This window comes from Polaribacter cellanae (assembly GCF_017569185.1).
Lineage (GTDB): Bacteria > Bacteroidota > Bacteroidia > Flavobacteriales > Flavobacteriaceae > Polaribacter > Polaribacter cellanae.
Map to the genome: position 1 here is coordinate 3,648,624 of NZ_CP071869.1, position 18,876 is coordinate 3,667,499.

16 protein-coding genes are annotated in these 18,876 nt (G+C 30.3%); 6 read left to right on the top strand and 10 right to left on the bottom strand.

Annotated features, from left to right (window positions below; translation table 11 throughout):
• Window positions 1-105: 105 nt before the first annotated feature.
• From J3359_RS16230 to J3359_RS16250, 5 genes are read left to right on the top strand one after another with little or no spacing between them, the layout of a single operon-like run.
• On the top strand, window positions 106-360 hold the full coding sequence (locus tag J3359_RS16230; protein ID WP_207971376.1) for a DUF4834 family protein: 255 nt from the start codon (window positions 106-108) through the stop codon (window positions 358-360).
• Window position 361: 1 nt separating this feature from the next.
• On the top strand, window positions 362-2,782 hold the full coding sequence (locus tag J3359_RS16235; protein ID WP_208078120.1) for a YfhO family protein: 2,421 nt from the start codon (window positions 362-364) through the stop codon (window positions 2,780-2,782).
• Window positions 2,779-3,969, top strand: coding sequence for a glycosyltransferase (locus J3359_RS16240; protein WP_208078121.1), 1,191 nt, complete (start codon window positions 2,779-2,781; stop codon window positions 3,967-3,969). The genes J3359_RS16235 and J3359_RS16240 overlap by 4 nt, the downstream gene beginning before the upstream one ends.
• On the top strand, window positions 3,966-5,231 hold the full coding sequence (locus tag J3359_RS16245; protein ID WP_208078123.1) for a glycosyltransferase family 4 protein: 1,266 nt from the start codon (window positions 3,966-3,968) through the stop codon (window positions 5,229-5,231). Before J3359_RS16240 ends, J3359_RS16245 begins: the two co-directional genes overlap by 4 nt.
• Window positions 5,232-6,731 (top strand): lipopolysaccharide biosynthesis protein, encoded by a 1,500-nt coding sequence (locus tag J3359_RS16250; protein ID WP_208078125.1) that lies wholly within the window; start codon window positions 5,232-5,234, stop codon window positions 6,729-6,731.
• On the opposite strand, the gene J3359_RS16255 is transcribed toward J3359_RS16250, so the two are convergent.
• The 9 genes from J3359_RS16255 to J3359_RS16295 form a co-directional block, all read right to left on the bottom strand.
• Window positions 6,710-7,018, bottom strand: coding sequence for a DUF6122 family protein (locus tag J3359_RS16255; protein WP_208078127.1), 309 nt, complete (start codon window positions 7,016-7,018; stop codon window positions 6,710-6,712). The two genes, J3359_RS16250 and J3359_RS16255, sit on opposite strands and share 22 nt — an antisense overlap.
• 144 nt (window positions 7,019-7,162) lie before the next feature.
• Window positions 7,163-7,759 (bottom strand): WbqC family protein, encoded by a 597-nt coding sequence (locus tag J3359_RS16260; RefSeq protein WP_208078129.1) that lies wholly within the window; start codon window positions 7,757-7,759, stop codon window positions 7,163-7,165.
• A gap of 84 nt (window positions 7,760-7,843) precedes the next feature.
• A complete protein-coding gene (gene lepB, locus J3359_RS16265) occupies window positions 7,844-9,541 on the bottom strand; it encodes a signal peptidase I (RefSeq protein WP_208078131.1) in 1,698 nt (565 codons plus the stop codon).
• 153 nt (window positions 9,542-9,694) lie between these two features.
• Window positions 9,695-10,396 carry a 4-hydroxy-tetrahydrodipicolinate reductase gene (gene dapB / locus J3359_RS16270; RefSeq protein ID WP_208078133.1) on the bottom strand — a complete coding sequence of 234 codons (702 nt, stop codon included), beginning with the start codon at window positions 10,394-10,396 and terminating at the stop codon, window positions 9,695-9,697.
• 1 nt (window position 10,397) lies between these two features.
• Window positions 10,398-10,988: a DUF5683 domain-containing protein gene (locus J3359_RS16275; RefSeq protein WP_208078135.1), complete on the bottom strand. Its 591-nt coding sequence runs from the start codon at window positions 10,986-10,988 to the stop codon at window positions 10,398-10,400.
• On the bottom strand, window positions 10,989-11,873 hold the full coding sequence (locus tag J3359_RS16280) for a ParB/RepB/Spo0J family partition protein (protein ID WP_208078137.1): 885 nt from the start codon (window positions 11,871-11,873) through the stop codon (window positions 10,989-10,991).
• 1 nt (window position 11,874) lies between these two features.
• Complete coding sequence (locus tag J3359_RS16285) at window positions 11,875-12,639, bottom strand: ParA family protein (RefSeq protein WP_208078139.1); 765 nt, start codon at window positions 12,637-12,639, stop codon at window positions 11,875-11,877.
• A gap of 193 nt (window positions 12,640-12,832) precedes the next feature.
• A complete protein-coding gene (locus J3359_RS16290) occupies window positions 12,833-14,293 on the bottom strand; it encodes an aminoacyl-histidine dipeptidase (protein ID WP_208080512.1) in 1,461 nt (486 codons plus the stop codon).
• Window positions 14,294-14,319: 26 nt separating this feature from the next.
• Window positions 14,320-14,952 (bottom strand): NAD(P)H-dependent oxidoreductase, encoded by a 633-nt coding sequence (locus tag J3359_RS16295; RefSeq protein WP_208078141.1) that lies wholly within the window; start codon window positions 14,950-14,952, stop codon window positions 14,320-14,322.
• Between the two features lie 115 nt (window positions 14,953-15,067).
• Here J3359_RS16295 and J3359_RS16300 point away from each other — a divergent pair, with 115 nt between their 5' ends.
• A complete protein-coding gene (locus J3359_RS16300; RefSeq protein WP_208078142.1) occupies window positions 15,068-16,351 on the top strand; it encodes a DUF2851 family protein in 1,284 nt (427 codons plus the stop codon).
• Here J3359_RS16300 and J3359_RS16305 read toward each other — a convergent pair.
• Window positions 16,344-18,764: a zinc-dependent metalloprotease gene (locus J3359_RS16305; RefSeq protein WP_208078143.1), complete on the bottom strand. Its 2,421-nt coding sequence runs from the start codon at window positions 18,762-18,764 to the stop codon at window positions 16,344-16,346. The genes J3359_RS16300 and J3359_RS16305 overlap by 8 nt on opposite strands.
• Window positions 18,765-18,876 lie beyond the last annotated feature (112 nt).

The following is an 18,876-nucleotide window of genomic DNA, read 5'->3' on the forward strand; positions in this document are numbered from 1 at the left end:
AAGCTTTACCTACTTTTTTAGGTTTGTGAAAGTTTTATAAGATGTTAACGTGTCAATTGTACTCAAATTGTTATTTTTGATTGATTTTTTAAATATTAATTTTAGATGGGTTTACTTAAAACAATCCTTATTATACTCGCTTTTTATTACGGTTTTAAATTCCTAGCAAGACTTTTTGCACCAGTTTTAATTAAAAAAGCTGCAGAAACTATGCAGAAAAAAGCAGAAGAGCAGTTTCGAACTAAACAACAAAAGGAAGTGGTTAGAGAAGGGGAAACTGTAATAGACAAAAAACCGACAAAGAACCAACAAAGTAAAGATTCTGTTGGCGAATATGTAGATTTTGAAGAAATAGAATAATATGAAATTGAACAAATTTTTGCCATACATAATAGCAATCGTCATTTTTATATTGGCATCTATTATTTATTTTCATCCGGTTTTAAAAGGCGAGAAATTAAACCAGTCAGACATTACTCAGTTTCGAGGAATGGTAAAAGACATTAACGATTTTCGTGCAGAAAATAACACAGAACCTTATTGGACAGGCGCATCTTTTAGTGGAATGCCTGCTTATTCCCTAAGTGCTTATTACCCGAACGATTTTGTAAGAAGTTTAGACAAAGCCTTACGTTTTTTACCAAGACCAGCAGACTATACTTTTCTATATTTTTTAAGCTTTTTTGTTTTAATGATGGCTTTAAAAATCAATTGGCGATTGGCAATTTTAGGTTCACTTGCGTTTGGTTTCTCCACCTATTTAATTATTATTTTTGGAGCTGGCCATAATGCAAAAGCACATGCAATTGCATACATGCCTTTAGTTTTAGCAGGTATTTTGTGGGTTTTTCAAAAAAGATATATTCTTGGTTTTATTGTTACAGGTTTGGCAATGGCGTTAGAAATTTACGCCAACCACATACAAATGACCTATTATTTAGGGTTTTCGATTTTAATTTTAGGAATTGTAGAATTCATAAACGCATTCAAAGAAAAAACACTACCAGCATTTATAAAACAAGCAGTTGTAATTCTTGCAGCCGTTGTTTTAGGAATTGGTGTAAATGCGCCACGTTTAATGGCAATGAAAGAATATTCTGATGCAAGTACCAGAGGAAAATCGGAATTAACAATTGCGCCAGATGGCAGCAAAAAAGAACCTACAAAAGGTTTAGATAAAGCATACATTACACAATATAGTTATGCAAAATTAGAAACATTTAGTTTGTTTATTCCACGTTTTATGGGTGGAGGAACTGTAGAGAAATTAGGAGAAAATTCTAATTTTTATCAACTTATAGAAGACAAAGCAGGTAAAAAAGCGGCGAACGATTATTCCGAACAAGTTTTAACTTATTGGGGAGATCAACCCATTTTAGAAGCACCAGCTTATATTGGAGCGATTATTTTCTTTCTCTTTTTCTTAGGGCTTTTCTTAGTAAAAGGAAGATTGAAACAATGGTTGGTTGCAGCAACAATATTTTCTATACTATTAAGTTGGGGAAGAAATTTCGAAATTGTTACAAACTTTTTTATCGATTATGTGCCACTTTACAACAAATTTAGGGCGGTTTCTTCCATACAAGTAATTGCAGAATTGTGTGTTCCTTTATTAGGGATTTTAGCCTTAAAAGAGTTTTTCTCAACAAAAATTACCTCAGAAGAAAAACTAAATGCATTAAAGAAAGCAGCGTATGTTTTTGGAGGATTAATTATTGCAGGATTTTTATTGGCACACATGTTTTCTACTTTCGAAGGTTTACGAGATAGTAATTACAATAATCTAGAAGGTTTAAAAGAAGCTGTAATTGCCGATAGAAAATCGATGCTTTTAACAGACACTTTACGTTCTTTAGTTTTAGTAGCGCTTTCAGCAGGCATACTTTGGATGGTTTTAAAAGGAAAATTAAAACAAAATTTTGCCATTGTGGGTTTGTTAGTTTTAGTTGTTTTCGATTTAATTTCTGTGGATAAAAAGTATGTAAATGAAGACGATTTTAAACAAGCAAGAAAAATAGAAAAACCATTTGTAGCTTCAGAAGCAGATAAATTAATAAACCAGGACAAAAGTCATTATAGAGTTGCAAATTTCGCAACAGATCCTATGAATGATGGGGCTACTTCCTATTTTCATAATTCTATTGGTGGGTATCATGCCGCAAAAATGATGCGCTACCAAGAATTGTTCGACTACCAAATCGCGAAAAATAACATGGAGGTTTTAAACATGTTAAACACGAAATATATTATTGTTGCAGATGATAAAGGAAAACCTCAAGCACAACAAAACCAAGATGCAAATGGAAATGTTTGGTTTGTAAATTCTATAATTCCAGTGCAAACTGCCAATGCAGAAATAAAAGTATTGGATAGTTTAAATACAAAAGAAGAGGTAGTTGTTCGAAAAGAAGATTTTGGAAAAATTCAATTGAACAAACCTTTGGAAAAAGATTCCACAGCAGTTATAAAATTGACGAATTACAAAGTAAACGAACTCACATACGAATCTAAAACAGCAAAAGAGCAGTTTGCAGTATTTTCTGAAATTTACTATAAAAATGGTTGGAATGCTTATATCGATGGTGTTTTAATGCCACATTTTAGAGTAAATTATGTGTTAAGAGGAATGATAATTCCAGCAGGAGAACATACAATTGAGTTTAAATTTGAGCCGAAAGTAATTCAGCAAGGAAAAATAGTATCGCTTTCTTCTTACGGTTTGTTGTTTTTAATAACCATTGGTTGGTGTTTTTATGAAGAGAAAAAGAAAAAGAAATCATGAGAATTGGAATGATTTTAGACGCTCCATTTCCACCAGATCCAAGGGTTGAAAATGAAGCGGTTTCTTTAGTTAATTCCGGACACGAAGTTTTTTTATTCTGTTTAAAATATAATGATGAAAAGGAATTTGAAATTATAAACGGAATTCAAATAAAAAGATTTTTATCTAACAAATTAGAATATAAATTGTCTGCTTTGGCATATACAATTCCAGTATATTCTATGTTGATGAAAGCTAAAATCGATACATTTATTCAGCAAAACAAGATTGAAGCTTTGCATATTCATGACATTCGAATTGCAGAAGCAGTACTTAAATCGAACAAAAAACACAATCTTCCAGTTGTTTTAGACTTGCATGATAACATGCCAGAGGTTATGAAATTGTATCCTCATTTGCAGAAATTTCCTGGAAAATATATTATTTCTCCAAAAAAATGGAAAAAAAAAGAAGAGGAATTTATCCGTAAAGCAGATACAGTAATTTCAGTTTCTCCAGAATTTTTAGAATCTCTAAAAGTTAGAATTCCTACTTGCGAAAAGAAGTTGGTTTTAGTGCCAAACACCATTAGAAAATCTTTTTTTGAAGATTACACACTCGATAGTAAAATAATAGAGAAGTATAAAAACGATTTTGTGTTGCTTTATTTAGGAGACACGCATTTAAGAAGAGGTTTACAAACTGCTATTAGCGCAATAAAAATTTTAAAAAACACAATTCCGAATATTAAGTTGGTTGTTGTTGGTAAAAACACCACAGACATTATTTTAATGAAGCAAGTTCGAGAGTTAAAATTGGAAAGTTTTGTAGATTTCGAAGGTTGGCAAGATGTTTCGTTATTCCAATCGTATATTATGGCAAGTGCTATTTGTATTTCTCCTTTACATAGAAATTTACAACACGATGTTGCGTATGCAAATAAGATTTTTCAATACATGAGTTTGGGAAAACCACTTTTAGTGAGCGATGCAATTGCACAAAAAAGATTGGTTAAAAAAGCGAATTCAGGTTTCGTACATACCCAAAAAGATGTCGAAGATTTCTCCAATAAAGTTTTAAAACTTTATAACGATAAAAATTTGAGAGAAACTCTAGGTAAAAATGGGGCAACATTTATTAAAAATGAATTCTGTTGGGAGCAAACCTCTAAAAAACTAATCGATTTATACGATAACTTAGCAAATTGAAAGTCTTAATAATTACATATTATTGGCCTCCAGCAGGTGGTTCTGGCGTTCAACGTTGGTTAAAATTTGTAAAATACTTACAAGATTTTGGTATTGAACCTGTTGTGTACACTGTTAAAGACGAAAATTACCCAAAAGAAGATGTTTCTCTAATCAAAGAAGTTCCAAAAGGAATAACGGTTTTACAACAACCCATTTGGAATCCACAAAATATTTTATTTTGGAAGAAGAAAAATAAACAAAACAAAGGTGTTTCTAATTTGGGTAATAATAAAATCTTGTCTTTTTTAAGAGGAAATGTTTTTATTCCAGACCCAAAAATATTTTGGGTAAAACCTTCTGTAAAATTTCTTCAAAAGTATCTTTTAAAAAATAAAGTTGATGTAATTATTTCCACAGGACCACCCCACAGCATGCATTTAATTGCACAAAAATTACACACAAACAACAACATAAAATGGATTGCAGATTTTAGAGATCCTTGGACAGACTTGTATTACGCAAAAGACTTTAAGCAAAGTAAATTTGCGAAGAACAAAAACAGAAAGTTAGAAGAATCCGTTTTAAAAAATGCAGATTGTGTTTTAACTGTAAGTAAATCCTTAAAAAAAGAATTTTTAAAAACCGCTTCGAATGTTGAAGTAATTACAAATGGTTTCGATGATGAGGTTTTAGAAAATAAAGCAATTATTTTAGATAAAAAATTCACAATTTCTTATATTGGTCTGTTGCCAAAACAGAGTAATCCTAAATTGTTATTTAAAGTATTGCAAAAATTATTGCAAGAAAACGAAGATTTAAAAAACGACTTGCAATTAAATTTTACAGGAGACATTGCAGATGAAGTAAAGCAGGAAATAGTTAAGAACAATTTAATAAAATATTCGAATTTCGAAGGCTATGTTTCTCATGAGAAAGCGATTGCTTGTCAGAAAAAATCTCAGGTGTTGTTGTTGTTAATTCCGAATGTTGCTAAAAGTGAAGGGATTTTAACAGGAAAATTATTTGAGTATTTAACCGCAAAACGACCTATCTTAGCAATGGCTTCCGAAAATGGAGATTTAGCAGAAATTTTAAGCGAAACCAATGCTGGAGTTGTTGTAAATTATAATAATGAAGAAAAATTAACTTCAGAAATTTTAAGACTATACAACCAATATAAAAAAGGCAGTTTAGAAGTAAATACGAAGAATATCGAACAATATCATCGTAAAGAATTGACGAAGAAATTAGTAGAAATCATCAAAAAAATAAACACATAAATGGGCATTGTTTTAAAACAATCTTTTAGAAATACACTTTTTATATATTTAGGGTTTGCTTTTGGTGGAATAAATACACTTTTTCTATACACTCGTTTTTTAGAAGATGAGTATTATGGTTTGGTTACGTTTCTTTTATCAACCTCTAACTTATTAATGCCTTTTATTGCTTTCGGAATTCATCATACGATTATAAAGTTTTACTCAAGTTATTTTACCAAATTAGAAAAAGATCAATTTTTATCTGCAGTATTATTTTTACCATTATTTATAGCATTGCCTATTGGTTTTATAGGCAATTATTTTTACGAACAAATTAGTAATTACCTTTCAGTAGAAAACCCAATAATTAAAAATTATACTTATATTATTTATTTAATTGCATTTACTTGTGCTTATTTCGAGGTTTTTTATGCTTGGGCGAAAGTTCAATTTCAATCTGTTTTTGGTAATATTTTAAAAGAGTTATGGAATAGAGTTGTGGTTATGATTTTACTATTTGCAGTTTACTTTCAATGGATAACGAAGGCAGAGTTTATATACTATTTAACAGGTGCCTATTTTTTAAGAATGTTTGTAATGATGTTTTATGCCTTTTCATTATACTTTCCTAAATTAAGTTTAACAAAACCTAAAAACTTTAAAGAAGTTTTACGTTTTTCATTATATATAATTATGGCAGGAAGTGCAGGAGCTATAATTTTAGATATCGATAAATTTATGATTCCTGGAAAAGAAGCTATAGAAAAAGCTGCTTATTATTCAGTTGCAGTTTTTATTGGTTCTTTTATTGAGGCACCAAGTAGAGCCATGCTAAATATATTACAACCATTAACGTCTAAAACACTAAACGAAGAAAATCATAAAGAAGTCGCTTCTTTATATAAAAAAAGCTCTATAAATTTATTGTTAATTAGTGGTTTGTTTTTTGTGTTGGTAAATGCGAATTTAAATCAGTTATTTAGCTTACTGCCAAAAGAATACGCAGGTGGTGCATTGGTTGTTTTAATGATTTCTTTTTTAAAAATGTATAATGGTTTTTTAGGAAATAATGGTGCAATTATAAACAACTCTAAGTTTTATAAAATAACGTTACCATCAAGTTTAATAATGGCAATTTCGGTGTATCTTTTAAATAAATTATTTTATTATAAATTAGATATGGGAACAAATGGTTTGGCATTAGCAACTTTAATTGTAATTCTATGTGCAAATACATTTAAATTGTATTTTGTAAAAAAGAAATTTTCTATTACACCTTTTACTAATAAAACCTTTAAAATGTTTTTTATAATTGCAGGATTGTATTTTGGTTTTATTTTCTGGGATTTTCCAGTCGATAATATTTTTATATGGGAGTTTCCAATTCATCCAATCATCAATATTATTCTAAAAAGTATTTTAATTACAGTTATTTACATTTATTTAATTTTTAAATTAAATATCTCTAACGAGTTTGATATTTTACTACAAAAATTCTACAAAAGACAGTCTAAATAGTCTGTAAACATGTGTAATAATAAAGCAAAAGAAAGGATTCTTGTTTTCTTAAAAAATGTTCCTAAAAAGTAAAAAGCAATGGCAATGTAAGAATGCAATGGATGAAAATTAATACTACACCTAAACTCTTCGAAAATAGGCGTTGCCAATAAATGGTCTAAATCTACCAACATGCTTGCTAAAAAAATAAAGTACACTAATTTCCATTTTTTTCGATAAAAGAAAAATGCAATATATAAGGGTACAATAAAATGCAAACCATAATGAATAAGAATTTTTAAAGTCATTTTATTAAGATAAAAAGCCTGTTTTAAAATAAAATTTATTTAATAATAAGAATCATAGGAGAATAAAATATAAACAAAGGTATTTAAAATCCTATCAAGAACTTGCAATAATATTTGAATTTAGGCTTTTAATTTAATATTTTTTTACAAATACGATACAGAGTTTGGACCTTCCATAAAAAGCAAATCTAATACAGAGAGGTTTGGTAGGAACCCATGTTTATCGTCAAACATTTGAATATACTTATCTACTAATTTTTCAGGTTGCTTTTTTACTTCTGCTAAATATCTAAAATCTTGTTGTTTAGGATCTAAGTTGAAAGTTGTAGTTTGTATAAAGTTAATATCAAATTGAAGAGCATCTATAATAAATAAAAAAGTATCGATATTTATGTCTTGTAAAAATTTATATTTTTTTTCGAAAATAATGGCAAGGTCATCTTCAAAAAACTCAAAAAAAGGTGAAGTTCTGTAAGCAATTTGTAAAGATTTAAAATGTTGGTCTTGCCAAGGAACATTATTTTCTATTAAAGTATCTTTTGTTTTTTTTCTTCCATTTGTAATTTTATGTTTTACAGGAATACTTAAAAGTTGTTTTCCATTACTATTAAAAATGTAGCAACGATTTCTATAACTCTGTTTTTGGAAATTATCTTCCATCTCAAAAGTAACAGTATCCGTTTTTACAATCTCGGAATATTGAGCAATAGGAGAGAAGTAAGTAGGAATAAATAATGCCATTTTTTAGTTTTTAGTCTCAGTATTCAGTCTCAGTATTCAGTATTTTTTAGAACTGTATACTGTTACTGCTTACTGCAAACTATTTTAGGCTTTCTTTTTCTTTCCTCTATAGAAACTATAACCTATATATAAGGCAATTAAACCGAAAACAACATATCTATAAGAAACAGGTTCTCCATCTCCACCAACAGTGGTAAATATTCTATCCCACCTTATCGATTTAATTTTTGCTCCAAAAGTGGGTGCATTTGCATCCCAACTAAACCAAATCATAACAGGTTTTCCTAAAACATGATCGAAAGGAACATATCCCCAATAACGAGCGTCTAAAGAGTTATGTCTATTATCTCCCATTAACCAATAATAATCTTGTTTAAAAGTATAAGAATCTGCTTTTTCTCCATTGATATAAATATCATTACCAACTGAAGAGATATTATTATTCTCGTAATTTTTAATAATTTGCTCATAAAAAGGTAAAGATTTAGCATCGAGCTTTACAGTTGCCCCTTTTTTAGGAATGTAAATTGGACCAAAATTGTCTTGGCTCCAACCCAACTCTTCAACATGAGGAAAAATAGCTTTATCTGCTCCATGATTTATTTTTTTAACAGAGACTGTTAAAGGAGATTTTTTTAAACGAGCAACTTCTTCTTCTGTTAAATTAATATTTATTTTATTTTCAACAGAAGTCATTTTTAATTTGGTAGCTAAACTTTGCGAAACGCCACCAGCAACTTCAGTATATAAAGAATCTGAACCTATTTTAGATAAATTTCCGCCTTTTTTAAGTGCATCTTGTACTTTAGGATTCTTCCAATATTCCGTTAAAATTTTATAAACTCCAGTTCTTTCTTTATTGATTAAAAACTTAGGAAATGTATTTCTATCTATTGGCTTTTTTGCTTCATACGTATAATAAAACTGAATTTTAGCTCTATAAGGAAGTTTATTTTTCTTTCCATTGATATATACATAACCATCTTTTAGCTCTAAAGAGTCTCCTGCAATTCCAACACAACGTTTTACGTAATTTGTTCTTTTATCCACAGGTTTGTAGGTATATTCTCCAGAGTTATCGCCCCACATTGTTTTTAAAGAATCTGCAGGCCAATTGAAACATACAATATCGTTATTTTTAATTTTTTGAAGTCCAGGTAATCTTGTGTAAGGTAATTGTGGTTTTTTTAAATAAGAAGCAATTCCTGTAAATGGCAGAGAATCGTGTACCATTGGAGCTGCAATAACTGTGGAAGGAACTCTCGCTCCATAATGAAATTTACTCACAAACAAATAATCTCCAACTAATAGCGATTTTTCTAAAGAAGAAGTTGGTATGGTAAATGGTTGCATAAAATAGGTGTGCACCAAAGTAGCAGCAATAATCGCAAAAGCAATAGAACTTACCCATTCACCAAGCTCAGAACGTGGTTTTAGGCTTCTTTCTGCGTTATAAGTCGCATCTGTTCCGTAATTGATATAAAAAATATACAATCCAAGAGTTACAATTACTAAAAGTGAATCTAATTTTTTGTAAAAACCGAAAGTTCGAATGGTTTCAATCCAAATTACAGGAAACATTAATAAGTTTACAATAGGAATAAACAACAAGATAATCCACCATTTTGGACGGTTAATTATGTTCATTAAAACAATTCCGTTATAAATAGGAATTGCTGCTTCCCATGCCTTTCTACCTGCTTTTACATATAGTTTCCAAGTTCCTAAAAAGTGGATTACTTGAATCACTAAAAAAAAGATAAACCATTCTGTAAATGTCATAATCGTTCTATTTCTTGTTGGGTCGAGCGCATTCGAGACCTAAGTTGTACTAAAAATAATTTCAATTCTATAAATAATAACCTCTCGATTGCGCTCGAGGAGATATTATCAAATTTTTAATTAGAAGATTTTAATCTAATTCTGTTACAGTTTTTAACTGATGTTTAACACATCTTTCATATTAAAAACGCCTGTTTTTCCTAAAATCCATTCAGCTGCAATTACAGCTCCCAAAGCAAAGCCTTTTCTACTGTGTGCAGTATGTTTTATTTCAATAGTATCTACTTCAGATTTATACCAAACTGTATGTGTTCCAGGAACTTCTGGGATTCTTTTCGCTACAATTGGAATGCTGTGTTCAATTGTTTTTTTATCCAATTCCCACATTGTTTTCGAAGAATTATCTATAATTCCTTTTGCCAAAGTAATTGCGGTTCCACTTGGAGCGTCTAATTTTTTTGTATGATGAATTTCTTCCATAGAAATGTTATAATCTTCTAAATTACTCATCATTTTTGCGAGTTGTTTGTTCAATTCAAAAAAGATATTTACGCCCAAACTAAAGTTTGAAGCATAAATAAAAGCACCTTTTTTTTCTTCACACAAAGCAACAGCCTCTTTATATTTATCTAACCAGCCTGTTGTTCCAGAAATTACAGGAACGTTGTTTTTAATACAGTTTGTAATATTATCGAAAGCAGAAGTTGGTACACTAAAATCAATCGCGACATCTGCTAAATTAATATCTATAACGTCATTCACATCTTTTTTTATAACGATTTTATGTCCTCTAGAAATTGCAATTTGCTCAATTTCTTTTCCCATTCGCCCATAGCCTAATAATGCAATTTTCATCTTAAAAATTATATTTAAAAGTTAAACCAACTTTTGGAGCCTCGAACTGCATTGGATCCATAATAAAGGTTGGTTTTAAAGATAAATTATCATCCGTGTTAAATTGAAGCAAATGTGCATTTACACTCGCTTCTACTATTTGTAGTACGTAAATAATAATCCCAGATAGCAACGATAAATCTCTATTTTCTCTTAGTTGTTTTTGTGCTCTTTCTAAAGTTTCGTCTGAAACTAATGTAGAACCATCTTCTAAAATAAACTCGTCTTTTAAACCAGCTTCTCTTAACTTAAAAGCCGTTCTAAATCTTTTATACTCGTTATTATTTATTTGGTAATAATACGCAGGAACTGCTAAAGCCGCCCAAACAATAGGTGCTTTCCAGTACTTTTTATTATAAATTTGACCTAAACCAGGGAAAACTGCTGAATAAAATGCTGCTTTTGCTGGAGCTAAAGGCTTGTAAACACCTTCTTGCACAAACAACTTTCCTTGAACTTTTACATTTTTTACTTTTGTAGAATCTTTTTGAGAGTACAAATGCAAAGAAAAAAATGCAAGGAATAAAATGAATATGTTTTTCTTTAAAAACACTTATTTTAATAAGTTTTTTATTCGATTAAAATCTTCTTCAGAATGAAAGGGAATCGATATTTTTCCTTTACCATTGCTACCAACAGTTACATCTACTTTATGCCCAAAGTATTCGCTAATTTCTTTTACACTGTTTTTAACAAAACTAGGTACTACTTTTTTCTTAGGTTTTACAACTTTGCCAGATTTTAAGTTTTTTACCAAATCTTCGGTTTGTCTTACCGATAATTTTTCTCTTAAAATCTTTTCGTAAATCGCTAATTGATCTTCTGTATTTTCTACATTAATCATTGCACGACCATGTCCCATAGAAATAAATCCATCTCTCATTCCTGTTTGTAAAATAGGGTCTAATTTTAACAAACGTAAATAATTAGTTACTGTCGATCTTTTTTTACCAACTCTGGCACTTAATTCTTCTTGTGTTAATTGAATTTCGTCAATTAAACGTTGGTAAGAAAGGGCAACTTCAATTGGGTCTAAGTTTTTTCGCTGAATGTTTTCAACCAATGCCATTTCTAGCATTTCTTGGTCATTTGCCAATCTTATGTAAGCAGGAACTGTTTTGTTTCCAATTAATTTAGATGCTCTAAAACGACGCTCTCCAGAAACTAACTGAAATTTATTTCCGTCTAATTTTCTAACTGTAATGGGTTGAATAACACCCAGTTCTTTAATGGAACTAGCCAGTTCTCTAAGTGCTTCTTCGTCGAAATATGTTCTTGGTTGGTATGGGTTTACATCAATTGAATCTAACTCAAGTTCTACGATATTTCCAACTAGTTTTTCTGCATTTTTATCGGTTGCAGCATTCATGTTGGGAGATTCTTTTAAAAGAGCAGACAATCCTCTACCTAAAGCTTGTTTTTTTGTTGCTTTTGCCATCTTATGAATTCTTTTTAAGAAGTTCTTGTGCCAAATTTAAGTAATTTATAGCACCTTTACTGGTTGCGTCGTAAGCAATAATACTTTCACCATAACTTGGAGCTTCACCCAAACGTGTATTTCTTCTAATAATTGTGTCGAAAACCATGGCACTAAAATGCTTACGAACTTCGTCTACTACTTGGTTAGATAAGCGCAAACGAGAATCGAACATTGTTAATAGTAAACCTTCGATATCTAAGCCAGTGTTGTGTATGTTCTGGACACTTTTAATTGTGTTTAATAGTTTTCCAAGACCTTCCAATGCAAAATATTCGCATTGAATAGGAATAATTACAGAATCTGCAGCAACTAAAGAGTTTAAAGTAATTAAGCCTAAAGAAGGTGCACAGTCTATAATAATAAAATCGTAATCGTCTTTTATTTTGTCTAACGATTTTTTTAGCATGTACTCTCTATTCTCTTTGTCTACCAATTCAATTTCAATGGCAACTAAATCGATATGTGCAGGAATTAAATTTACATTTGGAGATGTTGTTTTAACAGTAGCATCTTTTGCAGAAATGGTATGTTCTAAAACTTGATATGTTCCAGATTCTACAGTTTCTACATCTACACCTAAACCAGAAGAAGCATTTGCTTGCGGATCTGCATCAATTAGCAATACTTTTTTCTCTAATACACCTAAAGAAGCTGCTAAATTTATACTGGTTGTCGTTTTTCCAACGCCACCTTTTTGATTTGCTATTGCAATAATTTTGCCCATTAAAATAATGCTATTTTTATAAATGTAAAATTACGTTTTTTTATGACTTTTAGAAACGAAAGATGTTAACAAAAGGATAAAGTTTTAAAACACTGTATTTTAATGTATTGCATGTGTGTTTTGATTCTTTTTTCACAAATCACATCCTAAAAAAACCGAAGAAAATCTTCGGTTTTAGGCTTTTGCTTTTCGATTATTTTTTTGGAATATTCTTTAGAATTTCTACTAAAAACTTCCAAAATTTTTGTGTAGATGAAATACTTGCACGTTCGTCTGGCGAATGTGCTCCTCTAATAGTTGGCCCAAAAGAAACCATATCTATTTCTGGGTAATTTTGCCCTAAGATACCACATTCTAAACCAGCATGACAAGCTGCAACAATTGCTTTTTCGCCATGTAATTTTTCATATAAATTAGCTACCACTTTTAAAATTGCTGAATTTACATTGGGTTGCCAACCAGGATATTCGCCCGAGAAATTAACCTCGAAACCAGCCAATTCGAAACTAGAACGTAAAGAATTTGCCAAATCGAATTTATTACTTTCGGAAGACGATCTTGTTAAGCAACCTACTTTTATTCGACCATCTTTTACAATTATTCTGGCGATGTTATTAGATGTTTCCACCAAACCATCGATATCTGGGCTCATTCTATACACTCCATTTAAAGCGGCGTAAATAGCTTTTATAAAACCTTCTTGAATTGCTAATTCCAACACTTTTTCAGGAGTATCTGTTTTTGTAATTTCAATCGTTAAATTTGGTTCAATTGAAGAAAATTCTTCTTTTATCGTGTTAATAAGTAGTTTGGTTTCTAATAAAAAAGCTTCTTTAGAAATGGAATCCACAGTAACAACAGCAACACTTTCACGAGGAATTGCATTTCGCAAACTACCACCATTAATTTCGGAAATTCTTAATTCGAAGTTGGTAAAACCATCAAACAGAATACGATTCATTATTTTGTTGGCATTTCCTAAACCTTTAACAATGTCCATTCCAGAATGTCCGCCATTTAAACCTTTTACAGTAATTGAAAATGCTTCAGAATTTTCTGGAGTTTTTTCTTCAGTATAATTTCTTGTAGCAGTAATGTCTATTCCACCAGCACAACCCATTCCAATTTCATCATCCTCTTCTGTATCTAAATTTAAAAGAATATCTCCTTTTAAAATTCCGCCTTCTAAACCCATGGCTCCAGTCATTCCAGTCTCTTCATCAATCGTAAAAAGGGCTTCTAAATTTGGGTGTTCTAAATCTTTAGAAGATAAAATTGCCATTATTGCAGCAACTCCTAAACCATTATCTGCACCTAAAGTTGTGCCATCTGCTGTTACCCAATCTGCATCTACTAACATTTTAATTCCTTGGGTATCGAAATCGAAATTAGTATCTGCATTTTTTTGATGCACCATGTCTAAATGACTCTGTAAAACCACGGTTTGCCTATCTTCCATACCAGCAGTGGCTGGTTTTTTAATGATCACATTTCCAACTTTATCCACTAAAGTTTCGAGGTTTAATTTTTTACCAAAATCTACCATAAACTGTATTACGCGTTCTTCTTTTTTTGAAGGACGAGGAACTGCATTCAAGTCAGCAAAATGATTCCAAACTATTTTAGGCTCTAAATTTCTTATTTCTAAATTTATCATATTGTTTTATTTCTTGTGTAAAGTTAAGAGATTTCAATAACTGTTTCTGTTATATTTTTCCTAACTTTTTTTAAATCTTTCATATAATCGTCTTCTGCTCTAAAACCTACAGGAAGTACTAAGACAGAATGTAGGTTTTGTTGTTCTAAGTTTAAAACTTTGTCGTATTTTTCGGGAATAAAACCTTCCATTGGACAAGAATCGATATTTTCTAAAGCGCAAACAGTTAGTAAGTTTCCTAAAGCTAAATACGCTTGTTTTTTGTTCCATACAAGCAATTCTTCTTGTGTTTTTTTGTTGATTTCCGCAGTTAAAAATTCTTTAAAAGGATTTAAAATTGCATCGGGTGTATTTCTTATTTCTTTTACCAAGCTAAAATATTTTTGAATTTCTTCTATTGTGTAAGTTTTAGGAACGCAAATAACCAATACATGAGAAGCTTCTAAAACTTGCGGCTGGTTCCAAGAATGTGCTACTAATTCTTTTTGAATTTCTTTATTGTTTATGATTAAAAGTTTTAAAGGTTGCAATCCATAAGAGGTCGCAGTTAAGTTAAAAGCTTCTTTTAAAGTGTTTATTTGTACTTGTGAAAGTGTTTTTTTTGCATCGAATTTTTTAACAGCATATCTCCACTGTAAACTATTTATAATGTTCATATATTTTGCTATTTGTTTGCAAAAATAAACCTTTTCATAGAAGAAGAATAATGGGAAGTATTTTAAAAATTGATGTTGATATCAATATTTTTTTTAAATTGAAGAAAAATTAAAAATGAACGAAGATTTTTTGCATTATTTATGGAAATACAGGTTGTTTTCGAAAATAGATTTACAAACTTTAGAAAATGAAGCTTTAACGGTTTTAAAATCGGGATTGCATAATAAAAATGCAGGGCCTGACTTTTTAAATGCTCAATTAAAAATTGGAAGCCAAACTTGGGCTGGGAATGTGGAAATTCATGTAAAAGCCTCTGATTGGTATTTACATAATCATGAAATAGATAAAAATTACGACGCCGTAATTTTACATGTCGTTTGGGAAAATGATGCGACTATTTATATGAAAGACAACATGCCTTTGCCTACTTTAGTGTTGAAAGATTTTGTGAATGAAAATGTTTTAAATAATTATAGAAATTTGTTTTTATTACCAATAAGTTGGATTCCTTGCCAAAATTCTATCTCGAATGTAGATGATTTTACGTTAAATAATTGGAAAGAACGTTTGTTTTTTGAGCGTTTACAAAGAAAATCAGCAGAAATTAAAGATGTTTTAGACAAAGAAAATACTAATTTTGAAGCTGTTTTATTTCAGTTATTGGCTAAAAATTTTGGTTTGAAAGTTAATGGAGAAGCTTTTTTAAGATTGGCACAATCTGTAGATTTTTCAATAATTAAAAAAGTAAGTTCTGTGGAAAATCAGTTTGCTGCTTTGTTGTTTGGGCAATCTGGATTTCTAGAAGATAAAATTGAAGACGAATATCATCAGCAATTAAAAAACGAATATAAATACTTAAAATACAAATTTAAGTTGAAAGTTATTTCTAAAAATAATTTTTCATTTTTTAGAATGCGACCCAATAATTTCCCGACCATTAGAATTGCTCAGTTGGTTTCATTGTTTCATAAGCAGCAAAATTTATTTTCTAAGTTGATAGATTTAGAAGAATTGAAAGATTTTTATGCGTTGTTTGCTGTTGAGGTTCATCCGTTTTGGAAAACACATTATAATTTTGAATCAACATCAAAATCTTCCCCTAAAAAATTAACAAAATCATTTATCGATTTATTAATTATAAATACTATAATTCCTTTAAAATTTTTATATCAAAAGAGTAGAGGAGTAGTAGATGAAGAATCTTTTTTAAGTATTCTCAAAAAGATAAAACCCGAAAAAAATAGTATTATTTCTAAATTTAATGAAGTTGATGTTTCTGCTAAAAATGCTTTTGAAACTCAGGCTTTATTAGAGCTTAAAAATAATTATTGCGCACCCAAACGTTGTTTAGAGTGCGCAATAGGAAAAACTATTTTGAATAAAAAGGTTTTTATTTAGGGTCTAAAATTTTGTGAACCATTGCCAAAGCGTCTTTGTAATGGTATTTTGTAATTCTATTTACCGCTCTTTTACTGGCAACATTTAATTGATACTTTAAGCTTTCTAATTCTCCACGAGCTATGGAAGAAATATCAGAATTATTTGTGGATTTAGTATTCAATAAAGAACCTAAAACTAAAATAAAAGATTTTTGTAAGTTTCTTCTAAAAACAGCTACATTTTTAGTAGCATTTGTTTCAGAGAAAATTCCTCTTCTTAAATCTCTTACCATATCTGAAGCTGCATAGGTATTTGCATCGATTATTTCTGCATTTATCATTCTTTTTAAAGTGCTGCTATTTAAAAGAGTTCTTAAGCTTCTGTTTTGATAACTAAGCATTCTATCTGTATAGCCAGTCTCGTTAATTTTGTTTAAAATATTCTTATCTAATAACCAATTTTGAGTTTCAAAAACATTTTTAAGTAACCAATTTAAAGATTCTTTCTGCTTTGCCTTGGAAACAGGTTCGTAAACATCTCCAGTTTGCGCAGGTTTTTTGTTGTACTCGTAAATTCCGCCAATATTTCCAGCAACATGACCAACATATCTGCTCCAAACACTTAACAATTCGCCATATAATTCACTTAAATCGTTATAATTATTAGTCTGATTGGAAGTCCAATTTGGTAAATTTTTAGCAACAATTTTAAGATTTTTTACACCATAAGTACTCGATTTTACTTGGTCGTTTCCAATTCCTTCAGTTTGTGCAGAAGGGTCGAAACGTTGTGCACCAAATCTATAAATTGGGTCTCCAGCTTTTTCTGCAATCCATTTATCTAAAGTTCTTACTTCTTGTTCTGGATTTGTAATATTCGGAATTTTACGGTATCCCCAATTAATAGCATAATGGTCATAAGGTCCCAATTGTCTTATAAAACGAATGTTTTTATCTCCAGGTTGTGCTACATAATTATATCTAGCATAATCCATAATTGTTGCTGCAATTCCGTTTTTCTGAGTAAAACTTCCAGAACGTAAAGAATCTGTTGGATATGCAAAACTCGCAGCCATATTATGTGGCAAACCTAAAGCATGCCCAACTTCGTGTGCAATTACCATTCGCATCATATCTCCAATTTCTTCATCTGGTGTATTTAAAGTTCTAGCAGAAGGATTTGCAGCGCCAGTTTCTAATAAATACCTGTTTCTGTAAGAACGTAAATGATTGTGATACCAAATAATATCACTCTCTAAAATTTCTCCAGATCTTGGGTCAGAAACACTTGGTCCCACTGCATTTCTTGTAGTACTTGCTACATATCTAATTGAAGAATAACGAACATCTTCCATACTAAATTCTGGATCTTCCTCTGCTGTTGGTGGCATTTTTGCCATAATTGCATTTTTAAAACCGGCAGTTTCAAAAACTGTTTGCCAATCGTCTACACCTTGCTTTATGTATTTTCTTAACTTTTCTGGAGTAGCAGGATCTAAATAATACACAATTGGTTTAACAGGTTCTACCAATTCTCCTCTTGCATATGCAGCAGGATCTTTTGGTTCCAATCGCCAACGTCTAATATATCTTTTGTCGTCTGCCTTTAAAGCTTCTGAACTATAATCTACATTTCCTAAAGAAAAATAACCCACTCTTTTGTCGTAAATACGAGGCATCATTGGATTTTCTGGTAATAAAATCATAGATTGATTGATACGCATCGTAATCGTATTTGTACTTCTGTTACTTGGAGGAGCATCTGAATCAAAAGAGAAATCTTGTACAACCTCAATGTTTTTTGGATAACTTTTAATTGAGTTTATAAAACTCCTAGAAGCATCTAGTCTTCTTACTTTATACCTACTTCTGTAAGAGGAAGGTAAACCAGAAATTGCTTTAACATCTGTAGAAAAGAACTTTGTAACATCTACAATTACAGCAGTAGAATCTGAGTTTTGAGTTTTAATATCAAAAGCATAAATAACGGGTTCTAAATTGTTTGCTCTTACAGATTTATAGATTGGTAAAGAGTCGTTTGCAATGGCATTGTAAGATTTTACTTTTAGTAAAATTTTATTTTTAAATTGTTCCCAAACAACCACTTGTGTGTTTATTTTTGAACCTGCATTTACGTAACCACCACCTAAACCAGAAGGTAATTCTTTAATTCTTGTAACCAAAAGCATTTCTTTTCCAAAATGAGATTTGGGAATTTCGTACATAAACTTATCTTTTGTTTCGTGTACTTTAAAAAGTCCTTCGTCTGTTTTGGTTTCTGAAGTAACAAAATCCGAATATTTTGGAGTTTTACTTTTTTTAGTTTTAGAAGTATCTTGATTTGATTTGTCCTTCGAATTTTTTCTTTGTGCTTGTGTTGATAGGGAAAGTGTAAAAGTGAGGATTAGAGAAAATAATAGTAGTTTTTTCATCATTTAGTTTCGTTAGTATATAGGTTTACTAAAATACCAAAAACAATTTTAACTTGGTAAAATGATGTGTTAAAAAAAAGCTCAAACAATATGTTTGAGCTTAAAAATATTC